Source organism: Candidatus Nitrospira nitrosa, assembly GCF_001458735.1.
Lineage (GTDB): Bacteria > Nitrospirota > Nitrospiria > Nitrospirales > Nitrospiraceae > Nitrospira_D > Nitrospira_D nitrosa.
On record NZ_CZQA01000009.1, the window covers coordinates 18,586 to 43,319 of the forward strand.

23 protein-coding genes are annotated in these 24,734 nt (G+C 53.1%); all 23 read right to left on the reverse strand.

All coding sequences use genetic code 11. From position 1 onward, the window contains the following. Positions 1-14: 14 nt before the first annotated feature. Positions 15-173 (reverse strand): hypothetical protein, encoded by a 159-nt coding sequence (locus COMA1_RS21105; RefSeq protein WP_176698015.1) that lies wholly within the window; start codon positions 171-173, stop codon positions 15-17. A 129-nt stretch (positions 174-302) separates the two neighbouring features. After that, positions 303-1,496 (reverse strand): glycosyltransferase family 4 protein, encoded by a 1,194-nt coding sequence (locus tag COMA1_RS12280; protein ID WP_090748932.1) that lies wholly within the window; start codon positions 1,494-1,496, stop codon positions 303-305. An 11-nt stretch (positions 1,497-1,507) separates the two neighbouring features. Further along, entirely contained in the window at positions 1,508-2,836 is a 1,329-nt protein-coding gene (locus COMA1_RS12285) for a protoporphyrinogen/coproporphyrinogen oxidase (RefSeq protein ID WP_090748934.1), read from the reverse strand. Continuing rightward, a complete protein-coding gene (locus tag COMA1_RS12290) occupies positions 2,833-3,879 on the reverse strand; it encodes an MraY family glycosyltransferase (RefSeq protein ID WP_090748936.1) in 1,047 nt (348 codons plus the stop codon). The genes COMA1_RS12285 and COMA1_RS12290 overlap by 4 nt, the downstream gene beginning before the upstream one ends. A gap of 51 nt (positions 3,880-3,930) precedes the next feature. Continuing rightward, complete coding sequence (locus tag COMA1_RS12295; RefSeq protein WP_090748939.1) at positions 3,931-5,061, reverse strand: glycosyltransferase; 1,131 nt, start codon at positions 5,059-5,061, stop codon at positions 3,931-3,933. After that, positions 5,051-6,433 carry a glycosyltransferase gene (locus COMA1_RS12300; protein ID WP_090748941.1) on the reverse strand — a complete coding sequence of 461 codons (1,383 nt, stop codon included), beginning with the start codon at positions 6,431-6,433 and terminating at the stop codon, positions 5,051-5,053. Before COMA1_RS12300 ends, COMA1_RS12295 begins: the two co-directional genes overlap by 11 nt. Positions 6,434-6,450: 17 nt before the next feature. Then, complete coding sequence (locus COMA1_RS12305; protein ID WP_090748943.1) at positions 6,451-7,359, reverse strand: glycosyltransferase family 2 protein; 909 nt, start codon at positions 7,357-7,359, stop codon at positions 6,451-6,453. Then, entirely contained in the window at positions 7,341-8,189 is an 849-nt protein-coding gene (locus COMA1_RS12310) for an FkbM family methyltransferase (RefSeq protein WP_090748945.1), read from the reverse strand. Before COMA1_RS12310 ends, COMA1_RS12305 begins: the two co-directional genes overlap by 19 nt. A gap of 55 nt (positions 8,190-8,244) precedes the next feature. Continuing rightward, on the reverse strand, positions 8,245-9,090 hold the full coding sequence (locus COMA1_RS12315; RefSeq protein WP_090748947.1) for a class I SAM-dependent methyltransferase: 846 nt from the start codon (positions 9,088-9,090) through the stop codon (positions 8,245-8,247). A gap of 29 nt (positions 9,091-9,119) precedes the next feature. Next, positions 9,120-9,893 carry a TylF/MycF/NovP-related O-methyltransferase gene (locus COMA1_RS12320; RefSeq protein ID WP_218055373.1) on the reverse strand — a complete coding sequence of 258 codons (774 nt, stop codon included), beginning with the start codon at positions 9,891-9,893 and terminating at the stop codon, positions 9,120-9,122. Positions 9,894-9,923: 30 nt separating this feature from the next. Further along, positions 9,924-10,604 (reverse strand): class I SAM-dependent methyltransferase, encoded by a 681-nt coding sequence (locus COMA1_RS12325; RefSeq protein ID WP_090748948.1) that lies wholly within the window; start codon positions 10,602-10,604, stop codon positions 9,924-9,926. Between the two features lie 18 nt (positions 10,605-10,622). Then, positions 10,623-11,579, reverse strand: a complete 957-nt coding sequence (locus tag COMA1_RS12330) for a glycosyltransferase (protein ID WP_090748950.1) — start codon at positions 11,577-11,579, stop codon at positions 10,623-10,625. Positions 11,580-11,638: 59 nt separating this feature from the next. Continuing rightward, positions 11,639-13,615, reverse strand: a complete 1,977-nt coding sequence (asnB, locus tag COMA1_RS12335; protein ID WP_090748952.1) for an asparagine synthase (glutamine-hydrolyzing) — start codon at positions 13,613-13,615, stop codon at positions 11,639-11,641. A 20-nt stretch (positions 13,616-13,635) separates the two neighbouring features. Then, positions 13,636-14,586: a glycosyltransferase family 2 protein gene (locus tag COMA1_RS12340; protein WP_090748954.1), complete on the reverse strand. Its 951-nt coding sequence runs from the start codon at positions 14,584-14,586 to the stop codon at positions 13,636-13,638. Continuing rightward, a complete protein-coding gene (locus COMA1_RS12345; protein ID WP_176698016.1) occupies positions 14,573-15,631 on the reverse strand; it encodes a glycosyltransferase family 2 protein in 1,059 nt (352 codons plus the stop codon). The genes COMA1_RS12340 and COMA1_RS12345 overlap by 14 nt, the downstream gene beginning before the upstream one ends. 83 nt (positions 15,632-15,714) lie before the next feature. Then, entirely contained in the window at positions 15,715-16,560 is an 846-nt protein-coding gene (locus COMA1_RS12350) for an FkbM family methyltransferase (protein WP_218055374.1), read from the reverse strand. 6 nt (positions 16,561-16,566) lie between these two features. Further along, a complete protein-coding gene (locus tag COMA1_RS12355) occupies positions 16,567-17,424 on the reverse strand; it encodes a glycosyltransferase family 10 domain-containing protein (RefSeq protein WP_090748961.1) in 858 nt (285 codons plus the stop codon). Between the two features lie 50 nt (positions 17,425-17,474). Further along, positions 17,475-18,638, reverse strand: a complete 1,164-nt coding sequence (locus tag COMA1_RS12360; protein WP_090748963.1) for a CgeB family protein — start codon at positions 18,636-18,638, stop codon at positions 17,475-17,477. A 14-nt stretch (positions 18,639-18,652) separates the two neighbouring features. After that, positions 18,653-20,032 (reverse strand): glycosyltransferase family 4 protein, encoded by a 1,380-nt coding sequence (locus COMA1_RS12365; RefSeq protein WP_090748965.1) that lies wholly within the window; start codon positions 20,030-20,032, stop codon positions 18,653-18,655. An 81-nt stretch (positions 20,033-20,113) separates the two neighbouring features. Then, positions 20,114-21,730, reverse strand: coding sequence for a glycosyltransferase (locus tag COMA1_RS12370; RefSeq protein ID WP_090748967.1), 1,617 nt, complete (start codon positions 21,728-21,730; stop codon positions 20,114-20,116). Further along, entirely contained in the window at positions 21,718-22,578 is an 861-nt protein-coding gene (locus tag COMA1_RS12375) for a glycosyltransferase family 2 protein (protein ID WP_176698017.1), read from the reverse strand. Before COMA1_RS12375 ends, COMA1_RS12370 begins: the two co-directional genes overlap by 13 nt. 107 nt (positions 22,579-22,685) lie before the next feature. Beyond that, positions 22,686-23,999, reverse strand: coding sequence for a glycosyltransferase family 9 protein (locus COMA1_RS12380; protein ID WP_176698018.1), 1,314 nt, complete (start codon positions 23,997-23,999; stop codon positions 22,686-22,688). Positions 24,000-24,001: 2 nt separating this feature from the next. Then, the gene (locus tag COMA1_RS21110) at positions 24,002-24,655 is read right to left on the reverse strand and encodes a class I SAM-dependent methyltransferase (protein ID WP_176698019.1); all 654 of its coding nucleotides are present in this window, start codon (positions 24,653-24,655) and stop codon (positions 24,002-24,004) included. Positions 24,656-24,734: the final 79 nt, after the last annotated feature.

The window sequence follows — 24,734 nt, forward strand, 5'->3', positions numbered from 1 at the left end:
CCGCCAGGCGCCACTTAAGAACTGGCAGAAACTGTCCAACCAACCGGAGCCACCTCTGCCACAGGGAATTCTCGGAGCAGAATATCACCGATATCGCTCGCCAACACCGTAAGCCCCTTGCTGTTGAGATAGGCCGCATCGCAACCATATCGACCGTCGATCCACGATTTCACCAAATCCTCTTCCGGTCCCCCCTCGGCACATCGTTGGAAGATGTTCGCTTGGCACTCGTGCTGTTGTTGCCGTGTATCGCTTATCGTGTTGTCTAACGGCAAATCGTAGGCTAAAGCTCCGCAGCATCTCTACGCATGAGGAGTTGCACCATCCGGCCGATGCTGAATCTTGCGATTGAGTCGCTCACATAACGAGCCATAGAGGGACTCGTACTGTGTCACCATTTCTTGAATATGAAACTCTCGGGGAAAGTCCTCCGTAGCCGTCCGTACACGTTTTGGCGCCGCACGGAACATTTCCAATATGCGAAGGACACCTTGTGCAAGCCCCGTGCAATCCCCCGCTTCGTATAAGAATGCGTGTCCTCTCTCTGTAATTGTTTCTTCGACTCCGCCCACATTCGTGGCCACGATCGGCAAGCCCGACGCGCGTGCTTCCAGAAGGACTCTCGGCAGTCCCTCCCAATGGGAGGTCAGGAGAAACGTATCGAGCGCCTGCATGATTGCCGGAACATCACGTCTCCATCCTGCCAAATACACACGGTCTTGAAGCCCATACCGATCTATCAGCGATTCCACTTTCTCCCGTAGCTCGCCATCGCCAATGAGGACGAATCGGACATCTGACCGCGCCTCAAGGACCAGCTTCGCCACCTCAACGAAATCTTCAGGGGCCTTCTGTGGCTTAAGACAGGCCACGGTTCCCACCAGGTATGTACCGGGCTGTGCACCCAGGTCCATTCTAACTCGCTCTCGATCGGAGGGAGTCATCATTTGCTGAAATGGTTCAGGGGCAATGCCAGGCCTCACCAACATGACGTTATCGAGAAATAGGCCCCAGGAACGGCCCCTGGTGATATCGGTCTGTGCCACAGCGATCCAATGAGTGGTGATCCAACCGGTGCATCGTTCGACTATGGTGAGCAGACGTTGGAGCCAGGGCGGCTGGGCCGGAGTGATTCCGTAGCCATGGACCGTATGTACTATGACAGGAACTCCGGCCAGCCATGCAGCCCACCGGCCGAGAATCCCCGCTTTTGAACTGTGTGTATGGACGATTGATGGGCGAATTCGGCGAAGGAGTTTGGTCAGCCGAACCAGAGCGATCAGATCATCCACCGGATGGATCCGACGACCGAGTTCCGGAAGAAGATGCATCTCGATGTGCGGTAAGCGTTGGGCCTCTTCTGTCAGAAGTCCGCCAGGGCCGCTGATGAGGACGGCCTGATATTTTGTGGGATCCAGATGTGACACGACATGAAGCGCCACTTCCTGCGCTCCTCCAAGTTCAAGCTTGGTGATGATATGGCAAATAGTATCCACGACATGTTCCGCTAGGCCGAGAGGGTTTGATCGTGTCCCATTCTGAGCCGTTCAGCGAGGTGCTTCCCCTGCCCAATGGCATCCTCCATAGAGGTATGTTCCCAACGGCCATATCGGCCAATGGAGTAGATGCCTCTCCGCTCGAGCTCGGAGAGGATGGCGGGAATCGTACGTGCGCGATGATGATCAAAGTAGACATACGCATAGTGCAAATCCTTCACATCCGAGACGACCAGTTCGTCGCTGGGTTGTAGGATACCTGCCCGCTCCAATCCGGCCCTGGCTTCGGTGGCGAGCTGGTCAGCTGATTGATGTTCCGTCGGCCGGTGCGAGATCTCAACGTACATCGAGCTACATCCAGGTTGCCCCAACGATGGGGAGAAATTCATGGGAAATCCGACTCGGTAAAACGGAAATTCTTGTTCAGGGAAGTAGAGCCAATGCTTGTCCGACACCTGCTCACGTGCCACGGCCATGTTGAGGTTATAGACCGACACCCAGCGTAGCCCGTCAGCGGCTTCTTTGAGGTGGGCGGGCATATCGAGGCAACGGCGCACAAGTTCCGGAACAGGAATCGTCGAGACCAACGACTCATAGTGTTCGGTGATGGTTGTACCGCTGAGCCGATCGTGAAAACGTGCGAGCCGACGTTTTGTATCGACCTCCAGGAGTTCGATATTGGTGGTGGCACCAGTGATGTGAGGCAGGAAAGACTCTGGAAGGATGCTGATCCCGCCGGATGCAGGATAGAGGAATGACGGATTGTACCCGAATGCCTTGTCCTTGATGCCCAGCGCCCCATTAATCACGTCTTTCAACTCCGGCTTCGGCACCAGCCACGACACCCAATCGGATGTGAGCTCATCCAGCGACACCTTCCACAGCTTTTCGTTGAATGGAACCATAAAATGCTTGGCCATCCCCTCTCCAAGGTTCTCCACAATCCACTGCTTGAAGGAACCGTCTTTCGGGTCGATGCGAGAGGCCGGTTGCAAAAGTGTCGTCAAGAACCCCATCAAACACTCCCGCACGACTTCAGGCGGAAGACCGTGGATGTTTACCTGAAAGGGATATTCCGTGTAGGTTTGGTGTGAGTAAATAAACGACTTGCGATCGTGTTTCTGGAGTTTGTCTGCGAGCAATTGCTCCACGAGGGCCTTGATCGGTGGCTGGCGGAAATGCAACAGATGTCCCGTGTAGTCGAAGGTAAACCCGTCCTTGCGATAGGAGCGGCACAGCCCCCCGACCTCCGACTCGCGCTCATAGAGTCGGTATGGAGTCCCCGCAAGATGATAGGCGGTGCTTAACCCGGCAAGCCCGGCGCCGACGATCAGGATCATGCTGCTCGCCTTCTTTCTTCCGGGGATGTCTCGACCTCCAGTGTCCTGGCTTTCTTGACCTCGATTCGTTTCAACGTCAGGGTCAGGGCGAGTAATATCGCCACGGTCCCGAGACAGAGTCCCCAGGCCATCTCATACGTCACCATCATGAGCATGAGACCGACGGCTCCAACCGCAGCGGTGGCAAGATAGCTGACGATGACGATGTGTTTGGTCGACATCCCCCAATGCCGGAGTCGAAGGGCGATATGGTCAGGGCTCCCTAAGAATATCGGGAGGCCCCGTTGATAGCGGATATACATCACGAAGAGGGTATCGAAGATTGGAATGCCCAAGATGAACACGGGTGTGAGCAATGAAAGAGGATGCGCGCTTGGAAATTGTCCGATCATCGCCATGGCACCCAGCAATAAGCCGATGAACATGGCTCCGGTATCACCCATATAGATTCGAGCCGGTTGCCAATTATATTTGAGAAAGCCGACGAGGCTTCCAATCAAAGCGGCCAGCATGAAGGCGATGACCTGATCGCCCTGGAGCAAGGCCGCTAAGAGTAAACAGGCGGCGCTGATGGCTCCGATTCCAGCGGAAAGGCCGTCCATGATATCTAAGAGATTGAAGGCATTAATGAGCCCGACCATCCACAGTACGGTCAACGCGAGGTCCAGCCATTCCGGGAGTGCGGCGATTTGAATACGGATGCCGCTTTTGATCAGTACAAACACAGCAAGGAGCTGTCCGATCAGTTTCGTCGTAGGCGAGAGCACCCCAAAATCATCGATGAGTCCCAGCATGACCACGATAGTGGCGCCGAGAATAATACCCAGGACGTCCTGCCGGAATTCAAAGGTGAATGCGAGACTCATTAAGAAGGCAAGATAGATCGCGAGCCCTCCGAAGTACGGGACCGGTTCCTTCTGGTGTTTGAGACGCCCGTCAGGGGCATCGACAATGCCGTATTTCAACGCAGCCTGTCTGGCAATGGGAACGCCATAGAGCGACAGGAGGAGTGCAACGAGGAATGTTAAGCTCAACAAGTACATGAGGTTACTTTCATGGCGTTCTGCTAGACATGAGCCAATAAGTCTGAGAGATCACACGCTGCCACACGAAGTTTGAGCAAGGCACGCTGCATAGACCTCCTCATGTTGTCGTACGACCTTCGAGATGTGATAGCTCTCTCGTGCTCTCATCTTCCCCTTGGTCCCCATGGTGTGAGCCAGCTGTGGGTCACGCAAGAGCCGATCGATCGCGTCAGCCAACGCGTCAACATTTCCAGGCTCGACTAACAGCCCAGTTTCGTCTGGCAGGACAAATTCGGGGATTCCTCCTACGGCGGTTGCAATCACCGGCTTTCCCGCTGCCATCGCTTCGAGAATCGCAATGCCGAACCCTTCGTACAACGATGGAAGCACGAAGGCGTCCAACGCGTGCAGCACGCGAGGGATATCCCGTCTGGACCCTGTAAACACGACCCAGGAGCACAGCCCCAATTGTTCACGCAGCACTTCTAATTCGTGACGTGATGGCCCGTCTCCGACTATCAATAATTGACAGGGAGGTTGCCCATACCGTCTGGCCAACTCGGCCATTGCTTGTAGGAGGCTTCTGAGCCCCTTTTTGGGTTCGACGAGACGGCAGACTGTTCCGATCACTGCTCCGTCATCTCGAAGCCCGAGTTCGCGCCTTGTCGCCGCTGCGGTAGGCTCAAACTGATCGGTGTTCACGCCGAAGGGGATAATGTCACAGTGTTCGATTTGTCCACCAATCCGAGAGACGACCGATCGACTGACTGCGCCAGAGCAGCAGACGATGCGGTCAGTCCAATTGAGCGTGAGTCGATCCACCAAGCGTACCCACCATCCTTCACTGACGATTTCATCATGATATGACGAAATAACTGGAAATGCCCGCAAAATTCGCCCGCACGCACGGGCAGCGGCATTCGCCCAGAAGAGAAATGCCTGTACGACATCCGGTTGTTCGACTCGAAGAAGCTTGAACAATCTTAAGATGACGCGGGCATCGAGTTTCCCGGCACCGTCCAAGGATAGAACCCGGACTCCTCTCTTTTGGAGTTCCTGCGCCATGATCCCGCCAGGTTTGAAGGTGCAGACCGTGACCGTAAATCGTGAGCGATCCAGTCGGGAGGCCAACTCCAGAATATGGGTCTCCGTCCCTCCAACTCCAAGGCCAATTGCCAATAACATGACCTTAGCAGGCATGAGCGGTTTTGCCGGCTAGTTGTGAGGAGGAGAGAATCTGGCCATACCAATCCAAATACGCTTGCACCTGCCTTTGAATACCGAACGAGCGTGATGCGATTTCTGCAGCGGCTGTCCCCATGGAGGTTCGTATCTGTTCGCTCGTAAGCAGATGAATCACGCGATTGGCCATGGCGTCAGACTCTCCGGCCTGAACTAAGAATCCGGAACGATTCTCATCTATCTGTTCAGGAATGCCATCGACTGCGGTGGCGACAACCGGAAGGCCGCAGGCCAGTGCTTCAAGTACGGTGTTGGGAAACGTATCGGACTTGGCCGCATGTACATAGACATCTGCTGCTTGGTAATACTGAGCCAGCGTGTTCACATCTTTCTCAAACTCAATAAATCGGATCTCGCCGTTTTCGAAGATAACCGGCTCCCCTTCCTCCCCTAGGACCAGCAAGATCACCCTGCGCTGGTGATAGGCGGCCGCGGTTGCGACGGCACAGCGTTCTACCGTTCGATAATCTTTGAAGATATTGCTTCTGGCCTTATTGGCGACAAAGAGCAGGATCGCTGCCTCTTGTGAGAGGCCACGTGACGCCCGTGCTGCCTGTTTGGAACCGGGACGAAAATGAGTAAGGTCAACTCCGTTCGGAATGACGCGGCCCTGAACGATTGCGGGTGCCACGATGGATTGTTCCACTTGACGCAACAGCCATCGTGAGGGGGTCGCAACGTAGAACCGGCTGGCCGCATAGATATCTCGCTTGCGCCGCCAGTTATCGGCCGTGTTATCTCGTGAGATTGCCGGGTAGATTGAAAGATCAGGGCACTGCCCGCACCCTGTTTTCCAGCGGTCACATCCAAGGGTATATGCACAATGTCCGCTCAGCATCCAGGTATCATGTAAGGTCATGATGGTTGGAATGTTCCGGCTGAGTTCGGGCAACGCTCTCAAATCAAAGTAACCGCCACGTGAGAGCCACCCGCCGTGCAGGTTATGGCAATGAAGGATGTCCGGGCGGTCGGGCAAACGACTGAGGAGTTTCCAAGTTTCAGGAAAGGTGAAGTGGTCTCTCCCTGCACAGGTCTCCCACCAGTTACCTGGGTGTGCCACATACGCTTCAAGCCACCGACGCATTCTCCAGACGCCACGAAGACGTCCTTCATACGCTGCAAGCCATCGACTGAAATGGGCAAGAGAGGCACCGTCTGCAAGATGGGCTTCGGCCCCGGAGAGAGAAATGACCTGAGGATCATTGCCCACCTTTTCACCGACGATCAAGGTGGAGTCATGTCCTCGGCGCCGATAGTGCTCAAAGAGCCGTCGGGCAATGGATTCGGCACCACCTCCCTGATCGTACGTGCTGACCTGGAGTATCCGCATTCGCCTAGATTACATGGCTAGACCACGAATCCAGAAATCATTCTCCATTCTGTGCCGCCCCAGACGATCACTTTGCTAGGGAAGGTCAGTCCTGACCATTGCGCCACCATCCGAACCCATTCCGGTATTGGCTTCAGCGACAGGTACCGGCAGGTTTTCCACAGTACTCCTCGCAGAACCGCCTCAGGACAGGGACAGGGGCTACCCCCATTCTGCTTTAAAATCATTTCAGCTTCGGCGAGGTATTCTTGTGCATGCAAGACCGATCGCTGATTCCCATGAGACCGAAAGCCACCCAATGGGACCATGACTCCATAGAGTTCACTATGCTGGTAAAATCTGGCCCATAGTTCAAAGTCGGCAGCCAGGTGAAAGGTGGTGTCCAATCGCCCACCGGCCTGTTCCCATAGTGATCGTCGCCAGAATGTTGATTCCTGTTGAATAAAACGCCGTTGAAATGATCCTTTTGTCGGGAGATTGCCTCCTTTCAAGAAGGAGGTCCGATTGAATCCTCCGCCGAAATTGATGGATGTGGCCTGCCCTTTTGCATTCCATCCGAGTGCCTGTACCGTACTGAGCCACTGGATTTCAGGAAACTGTGTGAAGATGTCCCGTACGACGGAAAAGGCCCATGGGGTATATTTATCGTCGCTATTGATCCAGGCCATAATGTCTCCCGTCGTATGGGAAAAGCCTTTATTGATTGCATCATAGGGCCCTTGATCAGGCTCACTGATCCAATACCTCAATCGTCCGGCATGCTGTTTGATCAGATCAACACTGCCGTCGGTCGACCCCCCGTCGATAATGACATACTCACAGTTGGGGTCTCGCTGTGACAACACAGAGTCGATCGTTTCGTGAAGAAACGAGACTTGATTAAAGGATGGCGTGACGATCGATATTTTCAAGGGCGATGTGTGCACGCGAGCTCATTCGACACTCCGCTTAAGACGGAAGAACGGAATCGCTGATTCTGTCGCTTCCGTTGATCAGGAGTGGCATAGGAGTGGATTGTCCGGAGTGGCCCATCCTCTTTCACGAACACCACATCAACCTGTGACAGCGCATCATCAATGGGGCGGTATTGAAGGCCAAGGAAGTCATAAGGAGCAAATCCTTTGGCCTTCATATACTCCAGAACTTCCTGGAAGACAGGCCCACGTTGAAAAAACCTGAACAGAGAAACTTCCAGAATCGCGACATCCGTATCGGCTAGGATCGCTTGTCCACCTTCGAGTACATCGAGCTCAGCTCCCTGCACATCGATTTTCATGAGATAGGGTGGCATCCCACCCTGCTCTTCTACCCATTGATCAAGCTTGATCGTCTGCACCTGTCGTGGTGCGCCGTTGACATCTGACCCCTCCTCGGTTTCGCGATACAGGGAAGATCCGAGAAGGTCAGCGTGCACGTTGAGCGTTGTTGAATCTCCACTGGCTGTGGCAGCCGCGAGTTTAAATCGTGTTCCAGGAATGTCTCTTGAGACCTTCCTCAGCGACGGCACGAATTCCTCAAGCGGTTCAATGAGGAGATAGTTGGCCTGTGGGAATATCGCATGGCAGGTACGGCTAAACATCCCCATGGCAGCTCCGACGTCAATGACCGTGGCTGGAGCGAATCCTGCTTCGCGAATTTGTCGCAGCACACCTTCGAGGGAATCTCGATCCGGCCCAAGATGGGTCCGAGCCCTACCCTCACGGCGGTGAATTTCCAATCCAAATCGTCGAAAGAGCCGCTGAAGGAATCGCTTCATGATTCATCCGCTCCAAGCTGAGAGGAACATGCTCGCCATCAATCGCTCCGGCTGATTATGGTCGGACCGCTTCCATAAACAGTGAATCAGGTTTTCGCACATCCCCGCTCACCACATCCAAGTTGTAGGAATCAAATGTGACCATGCGACTGTCAAAAGCCGTGCAGCGTCGGATGTCGCAAAACCCACACTGTTCGAGTAATTGCTTCAGTGAGAACTGGTCGTACATCCATCGATGACATTCACCGGATGCCCGAAACAACCCTTCCTGGACTGCCGAGCGCCCACGTCGCCCGACCAGGAGGCTGCAGACTCCTGTCACGAGCCGTTCTTGGAGCGCCGTGAATGTATGCTGAAACCGTTGGCCGGTTGAGTTATTCGATGAATTGCGATGTGCCTGACTTGAAGAACCGAGGTTCTTGCCATCCTGCTTGAAATAGGGAGCAGCTTCGCATCCGATTCGCGATGCGACATAATCGACGTTCTGTGAGGCCAGGCTCCGGAGGTATCGTCCCATCTCACCGCCGGACTCCACACGTACCAGTTGGTCCAGTAACTCAAGCGTGATCCATTCATACTGTTTCACTGCAGCCGGATCTCCCGTCCGTGCGTGGGCCAGCACACGGAGGTATTCTCTTGCGATGGCCTCAAGGTCTGGGACGGCCAATCGAACGATCCCACCTGAGCGAAGCACGCGAAGACACTCCCGCAACAATCTTCGAGCACCCTCTATAGGAAGATGTTCCAGAAGATGCGAGGCATAGCATCCGTCAACGGACCCGTCCTCGAACGGAAGCCCGTTCTCCACATCCCACGATTGGACCTCCGGACCCACAGGACGCACGTCCAGGTTGACCCACGCTGGATGCCAGACCGAACCGCAGCCGAGATTGACCAACATGGGAAGTCTTGAGCCTGATCCATTCTCATTCACAATGGCTTCACTCCGATTCGACCCGTATAGTCGATTGCGTGGAGGGGCATCTTGATCTGGTGTTCATGTAGATATTCGTCAACGGCTCGGCGGGCACCCTTCCAGTGACCATAATCGTCGATAATCAACACTCCGCCTGGACAGAGTTTTGGAAAGAGGACGTCCAATTCATGTTTGGTCGATGCATACCAGTCTGTGTCTAGCCGCAAGAGCGCGATGTGTTGAGGGGGAGAGACAGTCAAGGTCTGTTCAACCGGTCCAGGAACACAATGGATATGTGATTCAGGGTATTTCGTCAGGGCGAGGGACTCAACAACTCGCCCCATTGGTGCATAGCACCACACCATGTCCTCTTCGGTTCGAGCCGATTGCTTCAGCAGTGTTTCTGCGATATCTCCCTTCAAGGAGATGTCGAGAGGTCCTGGTTCGGTCATTCCCTCGAAGGTGTCGAAGAGGTACAGCTCCCGTGCGAGTCCTCCGGAGTTCATGAGCGTTCGTGCAACCGCCATCATACTTCCCCCGCGCCAGACGCCGCATTCAACTACGGCCCCTTCGAGCCCTGTCTGTTCAATGTATCTGACGGCTGAACAGAGCGCACGAATCCGCTCCGGAGACGTCATGGTATAGGGCTGGACGAATTGAACCGTTTCGTCGTCGCCCTGCTGCCTGTATTGAAGTGCAGGACAGGTTTCGTGGCCCGCGCTGTGTCGGCGGTTCGCATTCCACTGCTCTACTAGAGCATGCAGAGGGGCAACCAGTTTACCCAACACGGTGACCTCGTCGGTGAGCGAAGACAGTGACTATGGGTTACGCAGAACGATGAGGGAATCTCGCTGAAGGAGGCCTAGGTCGGCGCAAAGCACGTCCCAACCGGCTTCCGTCGCGAGCTTCGTCATGGCCTGTTGATCATTGCGTGGCCACCAAATATCCCGGTCGCTCTGTGACTTGAACGCCAGTGGAACGCCCCCACGACTCCAGCCGAAGCGCTCCAATTTGATCCAATCACCATATTGATGGATTGAGACCGCACCCCGCTTCATGGTGCGTCGAGCGGAACGAAGAATGTCTAGAATTGAAGCGGATTCATTATGACAGAGCACTCCGAATGACCAGAAGATGTCAAAGTACTCGTCGGGTAGTTCTCTAAAACTGTTGTCTTGGACGTGGTGACAGGTGAGTTGCCCGGTATAGTCTTCAGGGCTCAACCACGGGGTGACATCCTGGAAGTCGACGGTGTGCAGTTCACCATGAGGAATAAACCTGAGAATCGCGCGTGACCATGACCCCCTGCCCGGTCCCAATTCGAATACCCGTGAGCCCGGATTGAGATAAGGTCGTAATGCCTTGTTGAAGACTTGTCTATACGATCCCCCGCTTCTCCGTTCTTCTGAAAATCTGACTCTTCCTGGTATCCACGACAGCACGTTGCCACTGTTGTAGCCGTAGGTGAATTCCTGTTGTAACCAACGATGCGTTGGCATGGGCGACAATTGCTCCCACTATTTCTCCTGCCTGATGGCAGAAGAGACTGTCTGCTTCATTCTACCCGCCATCATGCGGAGTCGCGAAGCCAATTCAGCTATCCTGCTCTTTTGCCTCTGAGCACCTAACCTGATAAAAAACGAGCGAATTTCATCCCGCGCCATAGGCGATTCCTCGATGCGCTCCGAAAAGTGCCAGGCCGAAGATTTGCTCAGCCGTACATCAAACTGTGATGATGTGTTGCAATGCATACCGCTTCCATCCATCCCAATATTCTGCACCAGTGATTGCCCTGGGTAGAGGCAGAGTCCCTGTGCCGCAAACATGCTGGCATACCAGCGAACTCCCCACACGTCCAGTTTTCCAGCAGCCTGGAGCTTCAGCTGTGTGAAATAGGGATAGGCGCCATCCACATCGAAGCGGTCCTGCTCTGCTTTCGTGCTCAACCCAGCCAGTAGTTGAACCGCGTGAGGCTCGAACTGTTTCCATGCTCGATGCCAGGTGCCCCATCCCCAACTGGCCGGAACAGGAAAAAAGAATGTTGAGGTAAGGTGCTCAGGATGTTCAACGGGGAAGAGATACCCTGATACCGTCATGACTCGTGAAGCATGTTCATAGTGCTTAAGCGCCTGATTCATAAAGGTCAGAAATCCCGGTGCCACAACGAGATCATCTTCCAGAACGATGACGGATCCGTACCGCGCGGATAACTCGCTGACACCGGCAATGATCGAACGTGCCAACCCGATATTGTCTGTCTGTTCATGAATGGTGACCGCTGCAAACCCGTCGACTTTCTTGATCACTTGTCGGACCTGGGTGACAACGGTTTCGTCACGCGGAGTCTTCGGACCGTCGCTATAGACATAGAGCCGGCTCTTGTGAGCCAACGGATTATCTCGTAATGCGTCGAGCGTACGAGCTAGATGTGTTGGTCGATTGTAGGCAAACAGCGCAATCGGCGCAGGGGTCATAGCGCGATGTCCTCTTGACTCAAGACCGTACGCTTTTCACAAGGTGAAATCCTGGAAACCTAGGCAGCCTTCCCTTGTTCAAGCTGCGTGCGTGGGCCAGACCGCTGTGATTGTGTTGTCACCGCGGCAAGCTTCCTGCTCCAGAGTTCAAGCGTGAGGGCTTTGAACGAAAGCGGCGCTCCGGCTCCAGCCGGATAGAATCCGTTGGAGAGTTCTCGTGCGCTCGACGGTTTCAGCACACCGGCATCGACGAGGAACCCGTCGTCAAGTGTCGCCCCGTGAGCAGTGAAGATTGCCTTGTGCCATTCGTTTAGGGGAGGCGTAAACCCTCTCTTTGGACGGTTCAATACCCATTCGGGCACCATGGTGCTCAAGGCCTGACGCAGCCACGACTTTGGGGGCAGCGTGTGATCGGATGAGGCCTTGCGCAATCCGATGACGGTTTCCACTAGTCGGTAATCGACGAATGGAAGTCGTAGCTCCACAGAGGAGGCCATGCTGAGCCGGTCTCCCTGGGCGATGCCATTCTCTTGCAAATAGGTTTTGCAGATGAGCTGGGTTAGGACAATGTCAATCGAGGGCCGAGGAAACGGGATTCTAAAGACATCGTACACCGCTGTCTCTTGCAACTGGTGAAGAAACGTCTGGGTATACAGGTTGCCGACTCCCTTGCGGGCCAGTTGAAAATCTGGTGTGAGATCATAGAACACGACCTGTTCGTTCGGAGTGGACCGGTCGCGCAAATAGGCTTCCCATGCAGGGCGCAGTCCCGCACCAGATTGTAGCCATTCCTTCAACTCCCATAGCGACCAATAGTCAGGAGACTTCAGTGTCAGGTAGTCATGGAAGTTAAAGGAGCCTGACGCCTGTCCTCTCAACTTTCGCGTCGTCTGTGTCACCGCCTCCTGCACCCAGGGGTATCCCCAAAACAGTTCATCGCCTCCGTGTCCTTGAAGCATCACCGACACTCCGTGAGCTTTGGCCGCCTTCATGACTGCGTAGTAGCCGAATGCGGAAATATCTGCGATCGGATCATCGAGCCAATACGTCAATTCAGGAAAGGATAGTGCGACATCATCGGCACACAGCTCGACTTCGTGAACGGGCATGTTGAGATGTTTTGCAAGAGCCTTTGCGGCGTTTCGTTCGTCGAAGGGGCTCTCTTCTCGATAGCCGACGGTGAATGCCTGCATCACGCCGGGATATCGGTGAGAGGTCATCGCGGCAATGGCACTCGAGTCGAGTCCGCCACTCAAGGCAATTCCGATTGGAACGTCTGAACGGACGATGAGTGAACTAATCGTCTCCAATTCATGTCGGATGGCGTCGACAGGATTATCAGTCCGTGCAGGAACATCCTCCATATGCCAGTAGCACCACTGCTTCTGTTCCCAACTGTGCGCATCGATTGTCAGGATATGAGCTGCCGGCAACTTGTGCACCGCTTGTATCGGCGTCATCGGTTCAGGAACATACCCATAGTGAAAGTAAAGGTTCACCGCTGTCGGATCCAGCGCAAAGGGGACACAGCCGGCGGCCAGGAGTCCCTTGAGCTCGGACGCAAAATAGATCTCGCGTGGTCCGATGTGGAGATAGAGCGGCTTCTCCCCCATTCGATCACGCGCCAACATTAACCGTTGGAGACGGGCGTCCCACAAGGCGAATGCGAACATGCCTCTGAGGTGCTTCACGCAATCCAGGCCATATTGCTCGTAGAGATGTACGATCACTTCGCAGTCACTGCCAGATCGGAAGCGATGCCCTTTGGATCTGAGCTGATCGCGGAGTTCAACATGATTGTAGATCTCTCCGTTGACGATCAGCGCCAGGGAGTCGTCCTCATTAAAAAGCGGTTGTTGTCCTCCATGAAGATCGATGATACTCAATCGGTGCATGGTCAACGCGACCGGTCCATCATGGAAACTGCCTTGTCCGTCAGGCCCTCGATGGACCATGACGGCACTCATGTCCACGACACGGGAGAGGTGGTCTGGTGTCAGCGGTTCTGCGGCGATTATTCCAGCTATTCCACACATGTCAGGTTAGGCGCATGTGGTTAGTGAGTGCGATGAGTGACCTGTTCGTATGTGCTGCCAAGTGTTTGGAGGTGAACAAAGACCACTTCATAAAGATAGTTTTCTATGAATGGATATCTGGTGCGGTCTCTGGCCAAGATTCCGATTGCCATGTCTTTGACCAATGCGAGCAACGCGCGAAGGCCGTAAAGACAGGAACGAATGGCATGGGCTCGCTCGGTCGCCGTCTCATACAAGACCCGTTGCCAATCTCGTCCGGATATAAACATTTGTTTGGCACACCAACTCAGCTGCATTTTGTCCGATCGTACAAGATGCAAGACGGTAAGGCGAGGCTCGTAGTAGATCATCTCATCCTGACGTTCGTGGCGAACTTGCCGCTGAAACGCAGTTTCTTCACCATATCCTAGTCGGGTTCCTGCCATCCCCACCCCAGTATGAAATCCGCCGAGTTGTTCTAAGAGGGAGCGTCGAATGAAAAGATTTGTGCCGGACAGATATTCGTCTTGGTCGAGGATGCGAGCGACGGGTCCGTCATCATATGTCCCATACCGATCCAAATACCACTTCGGTTTCAGTGAAACGTAAAATGGTTGGTACGGTCCTCCGAAGAGCGCGGGTGCAACGTGCGCGATGACATCCTGAGCGACCTTCAACCATTCTCGTGGTACGGTACAGTCGTCGTCGACATAAGCGACGTACTGGCCCCGAGCCGATTGGAAGCCGGTATTGCGTCCATGCGAGAGTCCTTGTTGTGGCTCAAAGCAATACCGAACATGCGGATACTGTCGGCCTATCTCGACGACGTGTTGCCTTGTTCCGTCAGTCGAATTATTGTCGACCACTATGATTTCATAGAGCGATGGTGCGAGGGTCTGCTCACAGAGACTGTTTAGTGCAGCCGACATGAGATCGCAACGATTGTAGGTGCAGAGCACCACACTCATCAGTAACGATTCAGTTTGCGCCACGACCCATCCTCATGAATTTCGTATGGGGATCCTTTCGGAGGAGGCATTTCACGACAAACTTCACGTGTTGGCTCGGGCTCCAGCCGGAGGCCGCCAAGCGCGGAGCGCGCCAAAAGGCGATCGCTGTTTGCAATCCTTCCTGAGTCGCCAACGAACATATCTCGCTCCATCGTCGACCCAAGACCGTCACAAACTCATTGCCTGGGTAGACCTTATGCAGTCTATTCGCGTCTCTCAGCTTATCAAACCATGCACGAGTCGCCGAGAGAAATGTCGTTGACGACTCAAGCTGCCAGCGACTGATCTGGTGATGTAGTTGTGCTTCCTCAGGTGTAGGGTTGATGCCTAGACGAAGAAGTTGACTCAATCGGATCGCTTGTGAGGACTCTTGGGTTGTCAATTCATGACGTCGGCCAACTTGCTGCGGATGTATCCGATACCGAAGCAAGCTTATCGGTATATTGGCAAAACGGGTGTGTTGAGACGCTCTCGCCCATAGATCGTAGTCTTCGGCATGAACTGCACGCTCATCGTAGAAGAGCCGATGATGAATGATCAGGTTTCGCCGAAACATGGTAGCGGGGTGAGCCAACGATGAGGAGAACAATAACTGGCAGCGAATGGTGCCGTCATCGACGGGATACTCCACCACTTCCGAGGAGTCCACGCCAAATGTTTCGATCCATGATCCGCAGACCCCAATGTTGTGATCACGATCCAAATAGTTTAGTTGAGTCGCAAAGCGATCCGGCATACTGATATCGTCGGCATCCATCCGTGCGATATACTCACCTCTGGCCGCCAGGATGCCTTGATTCAATGACGCAACGAGGCCTTGTTTCGACTGGTGATAGACCCGTATGCGTGTATCTTTTCGTTGAAATTGATCGAGAATCTGATCCGTGCGATCGGTAGACCCATCGTCTACGACGATCAGCTCCCAGTCGTGGAACGACTGTGCCTGGATACTTCGAATAGACTCGGGAAGATAGGCCTCCCCATTCCATACCGCTAAGACACAACTGACTCTCGGTGAATTGGACACCTGGTGGCCTATTAAGTCCTGTCTTTTGATTTCTATGGCAGCACCCTGTCAGGTGCGAGTAGTTTCCAATGGTCGTGTCCGACTTATTTCTCAGGGATATTGGTAACCTTAGTCCGGCATGGGTCTAATACATACCAGTCATCCTGTTTCGAAACGCGTTCAAGGGTTCTTTTGTACCCATTCTGAGAAAGTAAGGTGTAAATCTTGTCTCGAGCCGGGGTAAAGTTGTGTTCGCATGTGATGATACGAAACTGGTGCCGTTCAAAATCAAAGTGCTCCAATATGGCAAACTCACTTCCCTCCGTATCAATCGACAGATAGTCAATGAGCGGTGGGGCCTGATGTTTGATGAGTAAATCTTGCAGTGAAATGGTCGGTACGTCGTACCGTATGCCATGGGCACGTTTGCTCGTATGAAGATCCTCTCCTCGGTAGACAGCGATTGTTGAGAGATCTGAGGCATCGGTTTCACAAAATGGCACGGTCTGGTTGGACTCTTTCCAGACGCACTGTGTGTCAATGGCAACTTGGCGGTTTCTTTGTAAGGCTCCGTGCCAACAGAGGGCTGGTTCAGCCAAAATGCCGGTCCAACCAAAATTCTTCTCTAATATGTAGGTATTGGAATGATCGATGCCGTTGGTAGCGCCAAACTCAATAAAAAAGCCATCTCGTTTAAAGTTGAGATGTGATAGGACGAACATATCCTGTCTGTTCTGAGCTCTGGAGAGGGGGAGATATTTGATGAGATCAGCGATGTGCTGGGGAGGAGTATTGATCAGGAGCTCGATATCGCTGTCGCCGGCTGCGTTCAGCCGTTGCTTCAACGCTTCAAGGCGACTGTGCCGTGTAATGACCAGGTCAAATCGCTTGAGCATCCTATTCAGTCTTGTCGCGACAGACATCAGTCCAGAATTCACGTTACGCTTCATGGGCCGTCATGAATGTGTGATCCGTTCGAAGAATCTAACTAGGGCCTGTCGATCGAGGTGGTGTGACTTTGGGGTCGTGAAGTGTGGTGCTTTCAAAAGGGCGAAGTACAAGTCATCGTTTCGATCGACTTCCATAATGTACTCGATGAGCCGCTTGACGTTCGAGAACTCATAGGCATTGATGAACGCGCTTGTATTCCAGTCTCGATGAACATCGGGGTTGCCCCAATAGATGGGAATGCTGTTGACCAGCTTCGGATGGACTAGTTTCTCGGTGGTATAGCCTGGATATTCACTATTCTCAAAGGCGATAGTGAATTTATACTGGCTTAAGAACTGCATCTTGTCGTCGACGTAGTAGCCCAGATTATTGTGGGCTCTTCCTCCTGAATCTACCCGTTTATACTTTGATAGTTTGTGAAATAATGTATTTCTTTCGCGAGCGTTCGGATTGGAAAAGAGAAAATTGCAGAATCTGGTTTTCTCACGCTTGACCTGCTCGCAATCGACGGGTTTGTCGAAGCCATCCAGGATACCCCATTCGTACAAGGTAACTGCCGATAACGGAAAGCGTAGATGACGATCATCGTCAAGATAGTCGAAAGTGATCGCGTACTGACATTCACCAAAGTTTGGTCTGACATTTTCGCCCGTATAGAACACCTTGGCGCAGGTAAAGCGTTTATGATTAGATCCAAATACGCTGTAGATCAGGAACTCGGGATTGTCGGAGATTTCAATGTCGAAGCGTTCTGCCAGTATTCGATACAACACGTTATCAAAATGCGATTTACCCGTAGGATTACAATCAAATCCCTCCCAAAAATCCGTGAAGGCCAGGCGCAACCGTTGTTTCATCGGCATGTTATGTTCCCATTATCGAATATCGACAGCGGCCTCCGGTGCCCCTCTGTTCATCTCACCTCGTGAGTCTGTCCAGCGACCACTGGTTGGTCGCCGTCAGCTGGATCGGTATGCTCAGCCAGGCCAATTTGTGCGAAGATGTCGTTGAATCGCCGTTGGTAGGTATGGTTGCTCAGCGTCCGCTGGTATCCAGCCTCAGCAATGGCGGTGCGCTCAGCGTCATGTGTGAGGTAGTAGCGAACCTTTTGGATCATCTCCTCGGTGGAGTGAAAGCTGACGACTTCCCTGCCGGGTTCATAGTAGTCTTCGAGATGTGCCGCATGCTGCGTCAGGAGAAACCCTCCGGTGCCTGGGACCTCAAAGTTACGCCCCTTGATCTGTTCGGTGCTGTGTCCTGTTAGTCCAGATACTGTAGGTTCGGATGTCGTCGAACTTTGCCCGCACCCGGTCGCACACCCCTTTCTAGCACTCGTGAGCGGGATGCGCTCGAATAGCCGCCCAAAAGGGTGTCTCTTGCGTGAAGAGGCTTCTGGCTCGTCATCAGAGTTCGCACCGTAGGAAGCAGTCAAATTAAGGTTGATGCGGCTGGTGTTGAAAATCTTGATCATCTCATCCTGAGAGGCTCTTCCTTCGTCCCATCCCTGTCCCCAAGTTCTGACATGAATACCCGCATGTCTCAACTGCTCAATCACCTGGCGGCGTTGTCCATAGGGTTGTCCGATAAACGTCACATCGTACTCCAGGGGAAGGTTCAATCTTTGATACAAGAAGGTGTTGCAAGCCCACTGGCTCTTGATGACATTGTGATAACCCATTTGTGCATACTTAGGGAGCGCGCTCTCTGCCGTTGTCACAACCCAACGGAAACACGGCGCCCACAGGCGGGAGTACCGTTCGAATCTCCAATGATCGTCGCAGAACCAGTTGACGGACGTAATTCCGACGTCCTCGGTTACGTTGCGTAGAACCGACGCATCGAACTCATCCGTAAAAAGTACAGTGAACATCATGTCCGGCTTCTCGAGCTTGGCCACTTCCATCAAGCGGTTATTCATCCAAGACCGTCCATGTTCTTGCATCAAGGTCATGAAATCGAAATATACGATGTCATGCCCCATCTGGAGCAGACAGTCATAAAAATTGTAGTGCTCAAAACTCGGTCCCTGGTTACGACGGCCATAGTCGTATTTCATTGCGACGTATAAAATACGCATACAGGTGAACCCGCCTAACACCTTCTGAATGCTTCGGCTGTGACGGCTGGAGCAGTACAAACCTGTTGAAACACCGTTTCATACTGTCGGGTGATGCGTTCCCATGTGAATCGGGCAGCCCAATTCCGTTTCCCATGTCGTCCACGCTCACGCCTGCCCTCTTCGTCATGCATGAGTTGAACCCATCGCGCAGTGAATTGTTTGGAATCGATTCGGGTATACCCCTTCTTATCGATGACGGAGGGGCCAATCACGCCGGCTCCTGTCCACTCTGCGATTTCCTCAGCATTGCCTACGTGAGCAGAGAGAAACGCGGTGCCGGCTGCTGCTGCTTCAAAAAGCACCAGAGGGGAGTACTCAATATGGGAGGCGAAGACAAAGAGATCGGCATTCATGTACGCTTGCACGAGCTCCGTCCGAGGCATATCCATAATCATGACCCGCTTGGTAGTTTCTGGCCGGTTCAGTCGTTCCACGAGCGACTGTATCTCTTCTTGAAACGGTAGCGGATCGTGATCAGGTTTATTGCCCGTAATGAAGCGGGAAAGAGTTCCGTATGTCTTGGACAAGAGCTGTCTTCCTGTTGTCCTGTTCCAACGCATATCACAGGTTGCCCTGTTCTGCGGGTGCTTACCCATTTCTGATGAAACCGGTGGTACATTGGAATGTCCATCGCTCGCTTCGGCAATGTAGGTATTGGCGTTCAACAGCAATACGGAGGCTTGCCCATTGAAATTACAGTCCAAGTAGGATTTCAGTAAGTCAATATGTCCTTTGTCCACGGTAAAGGCACCCACGGTGAGGAATAGCCATTCCTGATCCGAGATACCCAACCGCATTCGAAACGCAGGGTCTTTCTCAACAGCAAACTCCGTTTCACTCGCCCCGTTTGGAATGATGGAGAACTGTTTCATCCCATGCTTCTGTGCGAAGCGGATGTCTCGATAATCGGATGCGTGAAAGATGAGATGGTCAAATTGCCGCAAGATGTTCGGCATCTGATAGAAATAGGCCGCATAGGATGGCTCGTAGAAGCATGAAAACCCACAGGGTATGAGTACTTTTCGAGAAGGGATCTCGGACAGGACAGGAATCAATGCATCAAGAGTCCACTGTTGGGCCATGTTGATCAGCACGACATCAAAGTCACCCGTCGAGACAAACTGCCGGTACTGTGCCACCTCGCCCTCTACTCCCTTTACGAAGTTACCGGACACATCAAACTCCACGATCCGTACCCTATTGAGTTCCTTGAATGTGCGGGTTGGAAGGTATGAGGTTGCGACTGTGACGTCGTGTCCGCGGCATACGAGTCGCTCGGCGACCTGCCGCATGACTTCTTGAATGCCCCCGACGCTGGGCGCATAAAATTCGCAGCAGAATAGGATCTTCATAATGTTAGCCGCCTAGGTATCGTGTTATTCCTGCGAGTGCCGGTATCGGTTTCACAATGGAATCGGTGAGTGGTCCTGCCGCTAGGCGGCACGTGTTCGAGCGTCAGTTGCTTCGAATTGCTCCATCCATGTCTGAAGCATTTGCATTTCAGTTGGAGACTCATCCACCAGACTCAATTTCAAAAGTTCTCTCACCCGGTCCGTCTGTTCTGCTTTCGATACAGCCGGGCCCGCCTTTGTGCCGATGACCGTGATGTTATACGTTCCTTGCCATTCTCCGGTTGTGAATTCTAGTTTGTGGTATCCCAACGCAGTGAGGACATGAGTGAACCGCTCACGATACCAGCCATCGTAGTGGGCCGCCCAGTCAGCTTCATGTGATCCAAATAAATGTCTCACAATCTTCATCTGACTCTTTAGGTTGGAACTACTCAGATATGCCTGTGCACAGCGATGAAAGTCTGGCGTCTCGATAATGAGTTGCCCCCCTTCCTTGAGCCAGCCATACCAGTCGATTAACAGTCGCAAGGCGATAGGCCTCTCAAAGTGTTCAAAGACATGATGCAGCCGGATTTCGTCAACGGTTTCTGATGGATAGTGGAGCTGAGACAAGTCAGCAAAGATGTCAGCTTTCGTGTGCCGTTGAACCGAGTGTTGACTTGGAGGGAAATCCACGTTGATGTAACCAGGTAAATAGACTTCGCCACATCCAAGGTGAAGCTTGATGCGTTTGTCAGGACCGAGTGGTGTCTGTGCGGTGTTCGATTGTTCACGTATGCCTGTATCTGGCTGTCGATTGTTCTTGCGAAACCTTCTGAATGCGGCCCTCACCATGTCCCTCGGATCGTGGAGAAAGAGCGCTATGACGTGAGGCACAGTAGAAAGATATCGCTGGTCCGACAAGAGTGCTTTCGTGCATGCCTTTCGAAACACCGTCTCTTGTCGCCTCAATATGGGTTCTTGCATCATCTGAATGTCTTTTGCGCTCTGGAGGAATCGACGCAGTCGGTGTAGAACGGTCAGCCTTGATTCCCAATGCTGTGCCACGGGAACCGTCCCTCGAATACTAACGGAGGGGATATTGCGATACACGGCAAGAAGAGCGGGCAGATACGCAACCTCACACTGAGTGGCAACCCTCAGCCAAAGGTCGTAATCCTCAACTGCCCGTAGAGCGCGGTCTTCGCAAAATAGTCCTATGTGCTCAAGTGTTGAACGTCGGACCATTGCTGTTGATGTGATGATAAAATTGTCCTCAAGCAATGCGGGTAAGGCCGGCCCTCTATGTGCCTGATCGTTCTGCAGGTAGGGTTGACATGGTTTTTCTTCATCCTGATGAAGCACATAGGCATTGGAACAGACCAACCCTACTCTGGGATGTCTCTCAAACGCTGTGACCTGTTGAGAGAGCTTACCTGGAAGCCACTGATCATCGGAGTCCAGGAACGCAATAAATTCTCCTTTGGCGAGTCTGATGCCAGCGTTTCGTGCCACGGCAGGCAGTCCTGAATGTTCAACTTTCACATAATGAACAGATGGGAACTGCTGAGAAAACAAGGCTGGCGTTTCATCCGTAGAGCCGTCGTCGACCACGATAATTTCAACATCGCCATGGGTCTGCTTCAACACGGAATCCACTGCCCGGCATAGAAAGGGAAACCGATTGAAGGTTGGGATGATGACGCTTACGCACGCCATAGGTTTCTCAATGTGAGCCAGGGACTTCTATCATGTTGCCGCTCTGTCGGGAGCGATTTGCCGCCGTTCGCCCGTGTGAATGCCTCGGCTGTCTTCGTCAGGTCTTGATAGGTCAAGTAGACCCAATCCCGACGATTCGGCTTGTCTGGGTCGAAGAAGATCCCGCGCCATCTTTCCTGATAGACGGTGCGGTCCATCTGTTCGCTCTCAAGGTTGGAGGCCCTGATCGCTAAATTGGCATGCGAAAAATGCTCAACGAACGACGTGGGACAGTCTACGACTTCATACCCCTGTTGCCAGAGTTTGAGGCAGACATCGCCGTCAGCGCAGTAGAATTGATACCGATCTTCCTCAATCCACGCTACCTGCTGGAGTGCAGCACGCACATAGAGGCCGTGATTCACGAACATTTTCTCGCCGTGGGTCAACCCCACCCAATACTCTTGCTGCTCTGGCCAATTCCTCCAGTAAAATGCGACCGCGCCAATATTGCGCCCATTTTGCCGCAGCGTTTCACAATGTGTAACACCGTTCATCACAGCGCCTGGGACTAGCAGGGAATCATCGCTGATCATGACTATGTATTGCCCCGCTGCACACTTAAAGCTCAGGTTCATGAAGTAACCCCAACTGCGCCGTTTACGCAGTTGATTGCCGGAAGCCGTACGGTTGTGCTGAACAATCGTAATAATGTCAGGTTGCTCGATGAGCCATTCTTTGGAGCCGTCGGTTGACCCGCCATCGACAACAATAATCTCGTAGGGCACGGTGATGCCATTACAGCGAACGCTTTCAATTGCTTCTTGCAAAAAGGCTTTCCGATTGTATGACCCCAAGACGATGCTCACTATTGCCCGATCATTCTGTTGGATGGATTGAGCGCGTGCTTCTAGCGCCTTGGTTTCCTGACTAGAGGTCCAAGCATTGTTCTCTTTTATTGTAGTGTCGCGTATTGTCATGAGCAGGCTTGTCTGTTCGTTTGTATCGATGCTATTGCTCCAGCGGATGAGGACACACGAGGCTGGCATTTCTGCAATAGGCGTCCCACAGCTTCCCTCACGCGACGGACTTCTACTTGGCAGATACAATGTGCTGTCGTTGATATACAGGCTTCTCGGCATCCCGCTGCGGCCTGCTCTGGCTGAACCACCTCTGACTCTACATCCCAGGGGCCAAATCGTCGGGGAGAGTTCGCAAGACCGGAGTTGCCATTCATTGGATGGCAGGATATCTCCACGACCGGCACTCCTGCTGCCGCTGCCATATGCATGGGCCCTGTGTCGTTGCCGACGTAGAGAGTACATCGCCGGAGAAGCACACCGAGCTCACGCAAGGATGTTTCTCCCATGGCATTGATGACCCCCTGCCCGAGCGTGTATTGAATGTTCTTTCCCAACGGCTTTTCCTCATGTGTTCCTATAAGAACAATGCGTGCCCGATATTCGTGGAGAAGCCATTTCCCTAACTTGGAAAAATTGTCAGTGGGCCACCGCCGTGTGTCAGAGGACGCTCCAGGTGCAAACGCAATAAGCAAATCTTCTTCATGCAGGCCATGTGCTTGTAGTAGGCGCTGTGTCTTGATCTGATCGGCTTCTGTTTGCCACAGCTCTAAAGAATCGTCCTCCACCACTCCTCCCATCAGGCGAAGAAGATTCAGCCCTCGTTCCACCTCGTGCTTGATCGCAACATCGGTCATGACTTCGCTGAAGAGTTGATCGAATCCGCGGTTCATCGCACGCTTATGTTCGATCACCTGCTCCGAATATCCGACTCGCCACCATGCTCCACTCCAATAGGCGACAAACGAAGCATGATAAAGATCCGCGTCCCATCGGGGAACGATTGCGAGATCAATTCTGCGACGCCATAAGTAGTGCGCGGAAAATCGTATCGTTCGCCACATTCGTTCAGTCGTCGCGGTTTCACCCAGCGGCCCGGGATCATAGGTCAGAACTTCATTGACGTAAGGACATCGCTCGACCAAGTTATGCACGGACGGTTTCACCACGAGCGTGATGTGGGCTGTCGGCAAAGTCTTCCGTAACTCTCGAACGAATGGCGACGAAATGACCATGTCCCCTACGTCGTCGAGGCGAACGACAAGGGCATTCCGGACATCGGAGAGACTTCTATGAGGATGCGTCTTTCGCCTTCCGACGGCCATAAAGAATGGCTCACCAAATGTGAGAGTCCCCTGGCAGGTGTTCATCCACGACAGTGACTGATTCCAGGCGGAACGGACTTGCCACCTCGAGGGAACGATGGCCATGGTCATCCTTTTCTCAAGACGCAAATCTCATGATGCAACCATAGGCGTTCCTTCAGGCTCACCACTTCCAATCCCGAAGCCTGCGCGAGCTTGCAGATGGACCTATCCGTAAACAGGTACAGATGTTCGAGGTCGTCAAATGCGGCTTCAAAACGTTCCCCGAAAGGGGGACAAAAGTCATAGCGATCAACAGGAGTTTGGAGAATGGCAATACCGTTGGGAAGGAGGAGCTGGGCTATGCGGCGAAAGAATTCAAGGGGGGCATGGCTATGCTCAAGAACATCGAATGCCAGAAATAGATTGCAGCTGGGAAGTTCGATGGATGGAAAGAGCCCCGAGCGAATGTCTAGATTCAGACTTTCTCTTGCCCAACGAGCCGTCTGTTCGTCCGGCTCAACTCCAATTCCATCAAACCCATGGTTGTGCAACTCTGTCAACAAGACTCCGTGGGCACACCCGACTTCGATGACTCGTCCGGAGCTGGGACCGTATTGCTCAATGAGTTTCAACCAGTAATCGACTCTCCCGTCAGATCGGTCATGTGCCGAGCGGTGCTCAATCGTCGGATAGCCCTTTGACTGTTGACGCTGATGCCAGTACAGGTCAAATGAATACAGCCTATTCAATTGGTCTGGACGGAGGGGCCTCCGATTCACGTACGTGCCGCACTCTTGACACACACCATAACTGCGATGCCATTCGAATGGACCCAATCTCCCACCACACCAACAATGA